Genomic DNA, 12767 nt, shown 5'->3' on the forward strand with positions numbered 1-12767 from the left:
GCCGTACATCTCGTCGAGCACGTCGCCGAGACCGGCCTCGCGGGCGGCGGCGAGGCCGGCGCCGACGCCGTACCAGCCGGGGACGATCTGGCGGGACTGGGTCCAGCCGAACACCCACGGGATGGCGCGCAGGCCGTCCAGACCGGCGCCCGAGTCGGGGCGGCGGGACGGCCGGGAGCCCAGGTGGAGTTCGGCGATCTGGTCGACCGGGGTGGCCGCGAAGAAGTAGGCGGGCAGGTCGGGGTGGTCGACGAACCGGCGGTAGGCGGTGTGGGCGGCGGCGGAGACGACCTCCATGGCGGCGTCCCAGCGGGCCAGCTGTTCGGCGGACTGCCGGGGCGCGGTGTGCAGGGCGGTGGCCTGGAGACTTGCGGCGACGGCGAGTTCGAGGTTCTCGCGGGCGAGCGAGGGCAGCAGGTACTTGTCGGAGATCACCTCGCCCTGCTCGGTGACCTTGATCTCGCCCTCCAGGGTGCCCCACGGCTGGGCGAGGATCGCGTCGTGCGAGGGGCCGCCGCCGCGGCCGACGGTGCCCCCGCGGCCGTGGAAGAGGCGCAGCCGGACGCCGTACCGGTGCGCGACGTCGCGCAGCCGTCGTTGGGCCCGGTGGATCTCCCACTGGGAGGTGGTGATGCCGCCGAACTTGGAGGAGTCGGAGTAGCCGAGCATGACCTCCTGGACGTCGCCGCGCAGGGTGACCAGCCGGCGGTAGGAGGGGTCGGCGAGCAGGTCCTCCAGGATGTGACCGGCGGCCCGCAGTTCGTCGGTGGTCTCCAGCAGCGGCACCAGGCCGATCCGGGCGGTCCCGGCGTGCAGGTCGATCAGGCCGGCCTCGCGGGCGAGCACGGTGGCCGCGAGGACGTCGTCGGCGCCGCGGCACATCGAGACGACGTAGGACTCGACGACCTCGGGGCCGAAGGTGTCCAGGGCACGCCGGACGGTGTGGAAGACGTCCAGGGTGCGGGCGGCGGCCGGGTCGAGGGGAGCCGGACCCAGCAGCCGGCGGGAGGTCAGCTCCTTGGCGAGCAGGCGCTGCCGGTAGTCGCGGGGCATGTCCGCGTAGCGCCACGACTCCTCGTCGAGGCGGTCGACGAGGAGGCCGACGGCGTGGTGGTGGGCGTCGGCGTGCTCGCGGACGTCCATGGTGGCGAGCTGGAGGCCGAACGCGGCGAGGGTGCGGACGGTGCGGGCGAGCCGTCCGTCGGCGAGCAGGCCGCCGCGGTGTTCGCGCAGCGAGTCCTGGACGAGGCGGAGGTCGGCGAGGAGGTCCGCGGTGCCGAGGTAGTCGCGGCCCTCGGTGTGCGGGGTGCTCTCGGCGAGGCGCCGCTTGGTGTTCTCGAGCTTCTGGCGGACGCAGGTGGCCTTGAGGCGGTAGGGCTCCTCGGCGTTGAGGCGCCGGTAGCGGGGGCTGAGTTCGGGGAGGGCGGCCAGGTCGGTGCGGAGCGAGGCGAGGAGGTCCTCGGTGACACCGGTGTGCCGGACGGAGTGGGAGAGCAGGCCGCGCAGTTCGTCGACGGTCCGGAGGGCGGCGTCGATGCCGTGCTCGTGCTGGAGGAGGAGGACCTCCCAGGTGACGTCGGGGGTGACGTTGGGGTTGCCGTCCCGGTCGCCGCCGATCCAGGTGCCGAAGGTGAGCGGGCGGGTGTCGTCGGGCAGGCGGACACCGGCCTGGTCGAGGTCGGCGGCGAGGTCCTCCAGGAGGTCGCCGACGGCGCCGGCGTGGAGTTCGTCGAGGTAGTAGACCGCGTTGCGGGCCTCGTCGGCGGGTTCGGGGCGGGCGACGCGCAGTTCATCGGTCTGCCAGACGAGGTCGATGTGCTCCGCGAGCCGGGTGTCGAGGCGGCGGCGGTCGGCCTCGTGGGACGGGGTGCCGGCGGTGTCGAGCAGGGCGGCGATCCGGCGGAGCTTGTGCAGGACGCTGCGGCGCGCGGCCTCGGTGGGGTGGGCGGTGAAGACGGGGCGGACGTTGAGGCGGGCGACGGCGTCGGCGAGGAGTTCCGGCGAGCGTTCCGCCGCCTCCCGGACGACGCGGCCGAGCGGGGACTCCCTACGCTCCCTGGCCGCTCTCAACTCGCGCCCCCGGTGGACCTGTTCGGTGACGTTGGCGAGGTGGAAGTAGGTGGAGAAGGCGCGGACCAGCTCGACGGCGGTCTCCAGGTCGACGCCGGCGAGGAGTTCGGCGGTGGCCTCACCGTCGGTGCGGCTGAGCAGGCGGACCTGTTCGACCAGACCGAGCAGGTGGGCGCCCTCCTGGCGAACCAGTGTCTCGCCCAGGAGGTCGCCCAGGCGCCGGATGTCGGCGCGCAGGGCCGCGTTCGCGATCGGGGCGTTCATGGGTTCTCCCTGGTGGGGCGGTTTCGGGTCGGCCCAGGGCCGACGGGCAGGCGGGCCGTCCGGCAGGCAGGCAGGCCCATCGACAGGGCAACGGGCGGGGGCGGGTTTGGGGGCCCGGGGTTCAGGGCGCCAACAGCGCGGCCGGGTTCAGCCGGGTGACGGCGCGGACCTGCGTTCCGGTGAGGCCGGCGGCACGGAACCACTCCGCGTTGCGGACCAGCCAGCCGGCGGGGTCCGGCTGGTCGGGCTGGCCCAGGTCGGAGCTGAAGACGATCCGGGGGTGGGCGCGGACCAGTTCGGCCAGGTGGCCCGGGCTCCGGTGGCCCAGCAGCAGCATCAGGGCGGTGAGTTCGACGTAGAGGCCGGGCAGGTCGGCCAGGTCGGCGAGGTCGGCGGGGGTGAGGCCGGACATCGGGTGGGTGGCGTGGGTCAGCAGCAGCCGGGGCACGTCGAGCCGGGCGGCCTCGTCGGCCACCCGGAGGGTCTCCTCCCGGTCGCAGTGACCGGTGGCCAGGACGACCGGCAGGTCCCGGGCGGCGCGGAGCACCTCGCGCACCGGCCGGGCGAGCCGGCCGGTGCCGTCGAGGATCCGTGGGCCGCGCCACCGTTCGAGGTCGAGCAGCGGGTGGAAGGGGGCGCGGTGGAGGGGGGACGGATGGGCGGGGCCGATGTGGGTGGGCAGGTGGACGAGCAACCGGGCGGGGCTGTCGGGGCCGTGGGCGTAGACGGCCTGCTCGACGACCCTGGTCCGGACGCCGCCGGCGAGCTCGTTGAGGACGACGGCGCCGGAGACCGGAAGTCCCTCCTGGCGGGCCTCCCAGGCGGACGCGGCGGTGGAGCCGAGGTGGCTCTTGACGGCGACCCAGCCGTCGATCCCGGCGTAGGCCCGCCCGGCGCCGGCGGCGGTCAGCCGGCGCCGGTAGAGGTCCGGTCCGGCGTGGTAGTGGACGTCCACCACCTGCCGGTCGGCCGGGGGACGCTCCCCGGTCCGGGACCGCTCCCCCGCCGCGGCCCCCTCTGAGGGCGGCGGCCCCGCCGGCCCGGCCGCCGGCCCGGCCGACCGGGGTGCCGACCCGGCCACCGACCGGACCGCCGGGGGCCGCGGGCCGTCAGGCATCGCCGGTCCTGCGCGCCGGACCCTCCCACGGCTCGGCGTAGCCGAACGTCCGGCGGGCCTCGTCGAGGCGCAGCCCGCCGGCCACCGCCTCGGCGATCGCGGCCTCGGTGGCTTCGACGCGTTCGGCCCGGTCGGCCACCTCGACGGCCTGTCCGGCGGGCACGACGAGGACTCCGTTGTCGTCGGCGACGATCACGTCACCCGGGCGGACGGTGACCTCGCCGATGGTGACGTCCCGTCCGGTGGCGTCGAGTTCGACGCGGTTCTTGCCGCTGACCATGGTGACGCCGGTGCTGAACAGCGGGTACCCGGCCGCCCGGATCTCGGCGACGTCGCGGGCCGACCCGTACACGGCGGTGCCGCGCGCGCCCCGGCTCCGGGCGAGTGCGGTGAGCAGCGAGCCCCAGTTGGTGCAGGCGGTGCTGCCGCCGTTGTCGACGACGACGAAGGAGCCGGCGGGTACCTCGTCGAGGTAGTTGGCCGCGTTGCGGAAGCCGCCCCGGGTGTCGTCGACGGGCCGGTAGGTGACGGTGTAGGCGCGTCCGGCGGTGCGGGCCCCGGGGACGCGGGCGGCCAGACCGGCGAGGACGCCCGGGAGGCCGAGGCTGTCCAGCGCGTCGGAGACCGAGGCGGTGTCGAGGCGGGCCAGCCGGTCGACGACCTCGTCGGTCTCCGACGGTGGATCACCGGCGCCCGGCCGCCGTACAGCGGCCCCGGCGGAGGCCCCGGCGGCGGGCCGGGAGGCCGCGGCGTCCAGGGCTCCGGCCACGGCCTCGGCCACCTCGCGGGTGCCCGCCGTCCCGCCGAGGTCGTAGGTGACGGTGGTCCGGGCGCGGGCGACGCCGCGCACGGCGGCGCGCAGTTCCTCGCCGGGCACCGTCAGCCCGAGGTGGTCGAGCATCTGGGCGACGGTCAGCAGCATCGCCATCGGGTTCGCCCGGCCGCGGCCCGCCATCGCGGGGGCGGAGCCGTGCACGGGCTCGAAGTAGCTGCCCTGGTCGCCGATGTTGCCGCTGGGGGCGAGGCCGAGGCCGCCCATGACCCCGGCCCCGAGGTCGGAGAGGATGTCGCCGAACATGTTCTCGGCGACGAGCACGCCGAACCGCTCCGGCCGGCGGACCATCCAGAGCGCGACGGCGTCCACGTTGAGGATCTCGGTCTCGATCCCGGGGTACTCGCCCGCGATCAGTTCGAGCCGTTCGCGCAGGTGGTTGCTGCTGTTGCGGAGGACCATCGGCTTGTCGACGAGGGTGAGCAGGCGCTTGCCGCGGGCCCGGGCGTGTTCGAGGCCGAAGCGCAGCAGCCGGTCGATGCCGAACCGGGTCTGGAGGCGCAGGGTGACGCTGGTGTGCTCGGGGCCGGAGGCGGCGGCGTTCGGGTGGTGGCGCACCGCGTCCCAGAGCGCCCCGTCGAGGCCGTGCAGGTCGAGCCCGGCGTAGAGTCCCTCGGTGTTCTCCCGGATGACGGTGAAGTCGAAGCGGCCGTGGTCGAGGTCGGTGACGGGCCGGATGTTGGCGTAGAGGCCGAGGCGCTGGCGGAGCTGGACGACGGGCGAGACGTAGCCGAGGCCGGTGCCGCGCAGTTCGGGGACGAGTTCGGCCTCGGTCTCGCGCAGCGGCTTGCTGGTGATGGCGCCGAGCAGGCAGGTGTCGGTCTCCTCCAGGAGCTTCCAGGTGCGCGCGGGCACCGGGTCGCCCTCCTGTCGCCAGCACTCCCAGCCGATGTCGCCGAAGCGCAGGTCGAGCGGGAGGCCCAGGCGTTCGACGGCGGCGAGGGCCGCTTCGACGACCTCCGGTCCGATGCCGTCGCCGGGCAGGACGGCGATGCTCCTGGTGGCGGATGCGGCGGGTGCGACGGGTGCGGCGGGCATTACCCGAGTCCTTTCTCGCGCAGGAGTGCCTCGACGCGTGCGGAGACCTCTGCGGGCTGGTCGAAGTGGGGGCGCATGCCGGCTCGGGGGACGACGTGCACCAGGTGGTGGGGAGCGGCGGCGGTGTGCCGCCGGGTGACGAGCTGGGACCGGCCGCCGACGATCTGGAGCAGCGGGCCGGGGTGGGCGCGGACGGCGTCGGTGAGGTCGATGTCGCGGAGCAGCCGCAGGCCGCCGGCGAGGCGCCGCCCGGCCTCGGTGTCCGTCGCGGGGTCCGTGTCGGTCTCCGTCGCGGGAGCCGTCCTGGGGTCCGGCTCCGTGGCCGGCGCCGGGACGCCCTCGGTGTCCGGTGTCCGGCCCTCCGGCAGGATCCGGCGGGACAGCAGGTCGAGGGCGGCGGCGGGCCGGCCGGCGGCGGCCAGGTCCGCGATCGCGCCGAGCCGCTCGGCGAGGGCGGTGTCGCTGCGCGCGGGTCCGGAGACCAACAGCGCGGCGGTGGCGGGGTCGATGTCGGGGAGCAGCGCCTGGGCGACGGCGCCGCCCAGGGCGTTGCCGCAGAGCACGTCGACGGGCCCGAAGGTCGGCAGCACCTCGCGCCAGCGTGCGGCCAGACCGGCCAGGCTGGTCACCTCCTCGTCCCAGAGGGCGAGGGTGTCGGCGACGGTGACCCGCAGTCCGGCCCCGACCAGGGTGCGGACGACCGGGGTGAAGAAGGCGCCGCCGTCCCAGCCCGGGGTCACCGGGGCGAGGACCAGGGCGTGCGCCGTGCCGACGGCGGTCCGGGGGAAGAAGACCGCCGCCGGCACGACCGGTCCGGCGTGGGTGGTCACCGGGTGGTCACCGGACGCCCGCGAGGGTGCGCGCGGTGGCGATGGCCTCGCCGTGCTCGCCGAGCAGTTCCTTGCGGTGCTCGACCGAGAGGTCGTAGCGGCCGAGCACGAGGTCGGGCAGCGGCAGGGACGGCCGGCCCTCGGGGACCGTGGCCAGCAGCAGTTCGGCCAGCCGCAGGACGGGGGCGAGGTCGATGTGGCCGGCCTTCTCCGGGTCGGTGCGGTCGAGGTGCGCCAGCCACTGCTCGGCGATGAGGTTGCCGGGGCCCTTGCCCATGCCCTGGATCGAGGAGTCCATCCAGGTCGCACCGGCCGCGACGGCGCTGATGGCGTTGGCCAGCGCGAGGCCGAGGTTGTTGTGGGCGTGCAGGCCGACCGCGCCGCCGGTGACCGAGCGGGTCAGGGTGGTCAGGTCGGTGGTGTCCAGCGGGGAGAGGCTGCCGTTGGAGTCGGCCAGGTAGACGACCTCGGCGCCGGCGTCGGTGGCGGCGGTCGCCACCTCGACCACCTCGCGGGCCGGCCACTGGCTGATCCGGGCGAAGTTGACGCCGACGGTGAAGCCGAGGTCGCGGGCCTGGCGGATGTACTCCAGGCCGGGTCCGTAGCCCTTGGCGGGCAGGATGATGCGGACGAGACGGGCACCGGCCGCGTACATGGCGGGCAGGTCGTCGCGGGTGATGTTCTTCGGGTGCAGGATCATCGCGACCCGGTGGGGGCCGATCTCGCGGGCGGTGGCGGCGATGAAGTCGTCGCCGCCGATGCCGGTGAGGCCCAGGTCGGGGATCGGGGTGAACGAGCCCTTGCGGTAGGCGATCTCGACCCAGTCGAAGCCGGCCTCGACGCTCAGCCGGGCGTGCTCCAGGGCGTAGGAGAGCGGGAAGTGGAATCCCGTGCGGTACCCCCCGTCCCGGAGAGTGACGTCGATGTTGGTGATCCTCATGGCTCCTCCAGAAAGCGGACGTGCGGGTTGGATCGGGAAGGGTCCGGCGGACACGTCGGGTGCGCGTCAGGCGGACTGGCCGGCGGCCACGTGGTGCGCGGCGCGGCGGCCGAAGACCAGCGAGCGCAGCACCGAGGTGGCCGGCGGGTAGGCGTGGTAGAAGAGGCCGGTGGCCTCGCCCGCCGCGTACAGGCCGGGGATGGCGGTGCCGGACGGGGTGACGACCCGGCCGTCGAGGTCGGTGCGGACGCCGCCGTAGGTGAAGCAGATCGCGGCGGTCACCGGGATGCCGATGAACGGCGCGGTGTCCAGCGGCGTGGCCCAGTTGGACTTGGCCGGGGTGAGGCCGACGGTGTGCTTGCCGTCCAGCCGGGTGGGGTCGAACTCGCCCGGGGAGACGGCCGCGTTGAACCCGGCGACGGTCTTCTCCAGGCCCTCGGCGTCGATGCCGAGCTTGGCGGCGAGCCCGGCCAGGGTGTCGGCCTGCTCCGGGGGCACGTCGGTGAGCAGCGAACCGGCGATGCCGGGGATGGCCAGGGTCTTGGCGTCGGCGATCCAGTACGCCTCCTGGTCCTGGTTCTTCCAGATCTCGTAGCCGACGTGCTCGAAGGTGTTGTCCCAGGTGTCGCGGCCCTCGTCGAAGAACCGCTCCAGGCGGCCGTTGACGAAGATGCCGGCGGCGAAGCCGTAGAGGACCGCGTCGGCCTTGTCGGTGCGGGTGTCGACCGGCTCGGCGTGGATGCCGTCGAACTGGCCGGCGGTGTCGGCGCCGAGCTCCAGCGCCATCCGCAGCGCGTCGCCGCGGTTGGCGGCGATGCCGGGGGCGATCAGCGGGAGGTCGCAGGCGTTCTGCCCGACGTACCGGGTGAGCATCTCGGGGTTGCCCTCGAAGCCGCCGCAGGCGAGCACGACCGCGCGGCCGGCCAGCGTGCGGGTGAGGCCGTCGGGGCCGCGGACGACGACGCCGTCGACGACGCCGTCCTCGTCGGTGGAGAGGCGCAGGGCCTCGGTCAGGTAGCGGATGTCGACCCGGGGGTCCGCCTCCAGGGCGGCGCCGAGGTGTTCGACGATGGCGGCGCCGCCACCTCGCGGGCTGGCCGGCGGGACCATGGACGGGACGCCGGCGGCGAAGGTGTGCGGCAGCGGGAAGTCCTGGAAGGCGATCTCGACGCCGTGCTTCTCGACGAACGCGAGGGTGCCGGGGGTGTCGCGCTCGACGGTGCGGCAGTAGTCGAGGTCGGCCAGGCCGCCGGAGACCCGGTGGACGTGCTCGGCCCAGTCGGTGTCGAGCCGGCGCTGCTGGTCGATCCGCAGGAAGGCGCCCGTCCAACGGGTGGCGCCGCCGCGGTCCTCCTTGCCGGAGCGCTCCAGGATCGCGATCCTGGCCGGCCGGTCGCGGCCGTCGGTGGCCTCGGCGAAGGACAGCGCGGCCGAGAGGCCGGCGGCGCCGAAGCCCACGACGATCAGGTCGTACGCGGGGGCCGGGGTGGACGTGCCTGACATGGTTCTCCTACGCGGTGGGAGGGTGTGGGGCGATGCGCGGGGGTGTGCCTCCCGGCCGGGCGGGGCGACCTCGCCCGGCCGGGACGCCGGGTCAGCGGTTGGGGGTGATGACCCGGCTGGTCCGGTACAGGCGGTACTTGGCACCCGTCGTGGTGGTCGCGAACTGCTGGTAGCGGCGGGTGAACTCCGGGTCGTCGAAGATCGCGTCGAAGCTCTTCTCGTCGGACCAGGCGGCGAGGTTCACCACCGCGTCGCCCTCGACGCTGGTCAGCAGGCGCGAGCCGCGGAAGCCCTCGGCGGTGGCGGCGACGTGCTCGACGGCGGAGGCGAGGGCGGCCACGGTGGCGGGCGCGGTCTCGGTGGTGGCGACGTTGATGAGCAGCACGCCGTTCCCGGGCTCGGGGGTGGTGACCACGCCGGGGCCGGCGAAGCCCACGGTGAACGGGGTCCGCTCGTAGGAGGCGATGCCGAGCGTGTGCCAGGGGTCGCTCTCGATCAGCTCGGTGACGGTGGCGTCGTCGAGGTCGGCGGTGACGATGACGGCGCCGCCGTCCGGCCGGGGGCCGCTGAGCAGGATGCGACCTCGGTCGGCGTGGTCGCGCAGCCAGGCCCTGTGCTCCGGCAGGTGGGCGGTGACGGTCTCACGGGGCTTCAGGTAGGTGAGGGTGAGGACGTGGATCACGGTGTTCTCCGGTGCGGTGGGAGGACGGACGGTGGGAGGGCGAACACGGGGAGGAGGGACGCGGGGAGGGGCCGGCCGGAGCCGGCGCCGGTTGCGGAGCCGGTTGCGGAGCCGGTGTCAGCGGCCGATGCGCGTCGCCAGGCCGCGCAGGACGGTCTCCGCCTCGGAGACGGTGTCCTCGACGATCGCGGCGGCGGTCCGGACGTCCTTGACCAGGTCGAGGACCTCGCCGGCGAACAGGGCACGCTGGCTGACGTCGTCGCGGGCGACGGCGGCGGTCCAGCCGGGCTCGACGTCGGCGCGCCGGGCGGCGAGGTCGTCGTCGCGGCCGGTCCACTCGCGGGTGAAGGCGTTGCTCACCGAGCGCGCCTGGTAGACCTCGTCCCACGGGATGCCGCGGAGCACGTCGAAGGACCGGGTGTTGACGGTGTCGGTGGTGCCCGCGGCGGTCAGCGAGGTCTTGAAGCCGGCGGTCGCGATCGACTCGACGGTGAGCGCGAAGCGGGTCCCCATCATCACGCCGTCGGCGCCGAGCGCCAGCGCCGCGGCCAGGCCCCGGCCGTCCGCGAAACCGCCGGCCGCGACCACCGGGACGGCGCCCCGGACGAGGTCCAGCACGGCCGGGACGAGCGGGAGGGTGGCCCGGGTCTTGTGGTGGCCGCCGGCCTCGGCGCCCTGGACCACCAGCACCGACGCGCCGGCCTGCAGCGCCACGACGGCCTGCTCGGTGTCGTGCACCTGCACCACGACCCGGGCACCGCTCCCGGCGGCGGAGGAGACGTAGCGGCCCACCTGCTCGGCGTCGCCGAAGGAGAGGGCGATGACGGGCGGCGCGTAGCCGAGCACCTTGTCCCAGAGGCCGGGGCGCTCGTCGAAGGTGAACATCACGCAGCCGGCGCCCCAGACGCCGCCGCCCTCGGCGGCCTGCGGGAGGTGCTCGTCGATGAACGCGGCGTCGCCGTAGCTGACGCCGACGAGACCCAGCCCCCCGGCGCGGGTGACGGCGGCGGCCAGCCGGCCGCCGGAGACGCCGCCCATCGGTGCGCTGACGATCGGATGGTCGATTCCCAGCAATGCTGTCAACTTGGTCGAGATCACGACTTCCCCGGCTCCCAGCTCGAATGTCGGTGTGGCGGACGGAACGGCGGCCTGAACGTCGTCGGGAACGACATGGACGACGACGGATCGACCGGTGGATCGGCCAGTGGATCGGCCGGTAGATTGACCAGTGGATCGGCCGGTGAATACCGTCCGGCGCCCGGCCCGGAATTCCTCGGGCGGCGGGTCACCGGCACGGCCTCCGGGGTTTTCCGTTCCCCGTTCCGGCCTGCCCGCTTCCGCACTCAAACCATAGTTCGAACGGCGTTCCGAGGGCCAAGACAGAAAATGCGTGGAAGCCATAGGACCGGTCCTATGGGCCGCCCTACGAGGGGGACCGCAAGGAGTCGCCCGGGCACCGGAAGTGAACCTTCCATGACCCCGGGGCAAAAAATCACCCGGCCCGGAGAAAACATTCTCCGGGCCGGGCGTACGGGTGGGGGCAGAGGTGGCGACAGCGGTGGGAGGTGGGGGTGGGACGGCAGCGGACCGGCGGAAGGCGAACGCCTCAGGCGAGGAAGGGCCAGCCCTGCCGCTCGGCGACCTGGGCGAGCACCCGGGCGGCCCGGCCGCCGGCCAGCGCGGTGACCGCCAGCCGTTCACGCGGCGCCGCACTGGTGGGCAGCGGGCGCCAGTGGAGTTGTGTCTCGCCCTGCACGGCGAGCCGCGGACGCAGCGCCACCAGGTCGCAGGCGGTCTGCAGGGTGTGCACGAAGAGCGCCTGCTGGTCGTCGACGGGGTGCAGCTCGGCCCGCCAGCCGAGTGCGGCGAGCTGGGCCGGGATCGTCTCGGCGTAGCCCGGCGCACACCCCTCGTCGTACCAGAGCAGCCGCTGGGTGGCGAGATCGTCCCAGGTCAGGCCGGGTCGGGCGGCCAACCGGTGGTCGGGGCGCATGACCACCCCGAGCGGTTCGTCCCAGACCACCGCACCGACCAGACCGGGTGTGGTGACCGGAAGCCGGACGATGCCGAACGCCAGCTCGCCGTGGTGCAGCAGCTCCGGCTGGTCGGCCGCACCCACGTGCCGCATGCGCAGCTCGGCGCCCGCCCGGGCGGCCCCGTCGGCCTGCTCGCCGGCCAGTCCGTTCTGCACCTCGGCGAGGACCTCGGTCGGCACCCCGCCGCAGACCCCGACCGGCCAGACCCGGGGGGTCGGGGCAGCCGCGGCGATCGCCGAGCGGAGCTGCCCGGGAATGGACTGGATTTCCCGCAGGAATGCCCGCCCGCTCGCCGTCAGTTCGACACCGCGTGAACTCCTGATTGAAGAGCGAGGCACCGACCCGGCTTTCCAGTCTCTTGATCTGCTGGCTGAGGCTCGGCTGGGATATCCGGAGTTCCTGGGCAGCCGCCGAAACGGTCCCCGCCCGGACCACCGTGAGGAAATACCGGAGGTGCCGCATGTCGAAGTCGTCGACGTGCTCGGCATGACCCGCCGCGCGCCGGGCGGCGACCCGCGCCGAATCCTCCGGGGCGTGACCGAATTCCGTTTGGTACAGGGCGGACGATCCGATCCTTTCGTGCAGCACACTCATGACACCCCTCCGTCACATCGTCTCGGTTCGCGACCCGCGACCGGCCTGTCCGCCGCCGGGCGGTGGGCTGCCCCGGAGGTCCGGGGCAGCCACATTCTCCCTAAAAATACCTTCACGAGGGTATTTTCAACGGTTCCGTAACGGAACCCTCATACGACCCGTGGATCCGGGCACAGGCTGCACCCCGCCGGAGTCCCGCCCTCCGGAACCGGGGCCCCGGCGGTCCCGGCGGGCGGGCCGGCGAGCGCCTCCAGCAGTAACCGCCACGCCGCCTCGTAGGCGCCGGCCGAACCGCAGGCGCCCGGCGGCCCGAACGACACGTGCGGCGCGCCGTGCATCACGGCCAGGAGCAGCTGGGCGACGAGTTCGGGCGGCCGGGGCGCCATGCTCCCCTCCCCCTGGGCCCGACGGATCAGGTTCGCCAGGCCCCGCTGCACGTCCTCGAAGATGTCCGGCACCATCTGGGCCAGCGCCGGACAGTCGGTCGCCAGCCGGAGCGCCGCCCGCAGCCTGACGTCCTCCTTCAGCCGGTGCGCCAGGTCCAGGACGAGCGACTCCAGCACCGCGCCGGCCGCGGCACCCGGGACGTCCCGGGCCTGGCGCATCTCCTCCCAGACCTTGCGGGACTGCAGCAGCAACGCCCCGGCCAGCAGCCGCTTGGAGGCGAAGTGCCCGTACAGGGCCCCCTTCGTCATGCCGGTCCGCTGCGCCACCGCGTTGAGGGTGGCCCTGCTGTACCCCTGGGCGGAGAACTCCTCTGCGGCGGCGTCCAGCACCTTCTCCCGCGTACGCCGTGCTCGCTCCTGTTTGATCATGCGGGCGCCCTCCTGGTCAAGAACATACCTTCCTAAAGGAATGTTC

The 12767-nt window shown here is 74.2% G+C and carries 10 protein-coding genes and 1 pseudogene; all 11 read right to left on the reverse strand.

Annotated features, from left to right (window positions below; all coding sequences use genetic code 11):
- A partial coding sequence (locus PUR61_RS21410; protein WP_329880817.1) for a phosphoenolpyruvate carboxylase occupies positions 1-2334 on the reverse strand: 2334 nt, incomplete at its 3' end.
- A 121-nt stretch (positions 2335-2455) separates the two neighbouring features.
- Complete coding sequence (locus PUR61_RS21415; protein WP_329880819.1) at positions 2456-3289, reverse strand: DUF6282 family protein; 834 nt, start codon at positions 3287-3289, stop codon at positions 2456-2458.
- A gap of 154 nt (positions 3290-3443) precedes the next feature.
- Positions 3444-5321: an isocitrate/isopropylmalate family dehydrogenase gene (locus tag PUR61_RS21420; RefSeq protein WP_329880820.1), complete on the reverse strand. Its 1878-nt coding sequence runs from the start codon at positions 5319-5321 to the stop codon at positions 3444-3446.
- On the reverse strand, positions 5321-6151 hold the full coding sequence (locus tag PUR61_RS21425) for an alpha/beta fold hydrolase (RefSeq protein WP_329880821.1): 831 nt from the start codon (positions 6149-6151) through the stop codon (positions 5321-5323). The genes PUR61_RS21420 and PUR61_RS21425 overlap by 1 nt, the downstream gene beginning before the upstream one ends.
- A 7-nt stretch (positions 6152-6158) precedes the next feature.
- Positions 6159-7091, reverse strand: coding sequence for a hypothetical protein (locus PUR61_RS21430; protein ID WP_329880822.1), 933 nt, complete (start codon positions 7089-7091; stop codon positions 6159-6161).
- A 66-nt stretch (positions 7092-7157) separates the two neighbouring features.
- Positions 7158-8594 carry an FAD-binding protein gene (locus tag PUR61_RS21435; RefSeq protein ID WP_329880823.1) on the reverse strand — a complete coding sequence of 479 codons (1437 nt, stop codon included), beginning with the start codon at positions 8592-8594 and terminating at the stop codon, positions 7158-7160.
- A 91-nt stretch (positions 8595-8685) separates the two neighbouring features.
- The gene (locus PUR61_RS21440) at positions 8686-9276 is read right to left on the reverse strand and encodes a YciI family protein (protein ID WP_329880824.1); all 591 of its coding nucleotides are present in this window, start codon (positions 9274-9276) and stop codon (positions 8686-8688) included.
- A 117-nt stretch (positions 9277-9393) separates the two neighbouring features.
- Positions 9394-10374 (reverse strand): NAD(P)H-dependent flavin oxidoreductase, encoded by a 981-nt coding sequence (locus PUR61_RS21445; protein WP_443035216.1) that lies wholly within the window; start codon positions 10372-10374, stop codon positions 9394-9396.
- A 508-nt stretch (positions 10375-10882) separates the two neighbouring features.
- A complete protein-coding gene (locus PUR61_RS21450; protein WP_329880828.1) occupies positions 10883-11491 on the reverse strand; it encodes a LysR family transcriptional regulator substrate-binding protein in 609 nt (202 codons plus the stop codon).
- Positions 11492-11690: 199 nt separating this feature from the next.
- A pseudogene (locus PUR61_RS45475) lies at positions 11691-11906 on the reverse strand (LysR family transcriptional regulator); the annotation flags it as partial.
- Between the two features lie 149 nt (positions 11907-12055).
- A complete protein-coding gene (locus PUR61_RS21460; protein ID WP_329880830.1) occupies positions 12056-12721 on the reverse strand; it encodes a TetR/AcrR family transcriptional regulator in 666 nt (221 codons plus the stop codon).
- Positions 12722-12767 lie beyond the last annotated feature (46 nt).

The sequence above is a fragment of the Streptomyces sp. BE20 genome (genome assembly GCF_036322525.1).
Taxonomy (GTDB): Bacteria; Actinomycetota; Actinomycetes; order Streptomycetales; family Streptomycetaceae; genus Kitasatospora.